Genomic DNA, 732 nt, shown 5'->3' with positions numbered 1-732 from the left:
ATACATGATCGACGTCATAGACATGTGGCCGGAATCCAGGCCTGCCCCTCCCCTTCAGGGAACTGGTCTCGTTACTGGGTGTGCTTCAAATCTCTGGCCGGTCTTCCAAATCGCCAGCATCATGATTGCGAGCTTTCGAGCGAGGGCGATCCGGGCCTTTCCCCAACCGATTCTCGCGCGCAAGCCTCGTCCCCAATCGCCCAAAGCAAAACTTCCAGTCGCGTGCCCGAGGATCACGGAAGCCGACATCACGAGGTGGCTTCGAGTGAGCTTGTTACCCGCCTTCGTGATCCGGCCATTTCGGGTCGTTGAGCCCGACTGTTTAAGCGCCGGCGTCATGCCGAGATAAGCGCCCACGTCACGCGAACGAGTGAAGCGATGCGGATCCTCTATGGCGCAGTAGAATGAAAGCGCTGAAATCGGTCCGACGCCCGGTATCTCCATGAACCGTTTTGTCACGGCAAGGCTCTCGGCGAGCGCCTGCATTCGTCGGTCCATCCGCGCCACGTACAGAGTCAGAGCTTCGGTTACTTCAAGCAACGCCGTTAGGTCTGTAACCGCGTTCCCAAAGCCGTCTTCGCAAAGCCTCTGAAGATGGACCTCGACGTGCTCTCGAAGCTTGGTTGGTGGAGGTAGGGTTGTGAACTCGCTGCCAAACGTGCGCAAGTGCGACCGTAGCGCATTTCGAAGGGCCGTTTTTTGCCTAACCAGCTGGTCCCGAAGCACGATCTG

At 58.2% G+C, this 732-nt stretch carries 1 protein-coding gene; it reads right to left on the bottom strand.

Going from position 1 to position 732, the window contains the following annotated elements:
* Positions 1-54: 54 nt before the first annotated feature.
* A partial coding sequence (locus AC2JF9_RS08065) for an IS110 family RNA-guided transposase (RefSeq protein ID WP_500726767.1) occupies positions 55-732 on the bottom strand: 678 nt, incomplete at its 5' end.

Source organism: Lactobacillus sp. C449L (assembly GCF_059900815.1).
The sequence above is the reverse complement of the archived record's forward strand: the minus strand, read 5'-3'. Positions and strand labels throughout refer to the sequence as shown.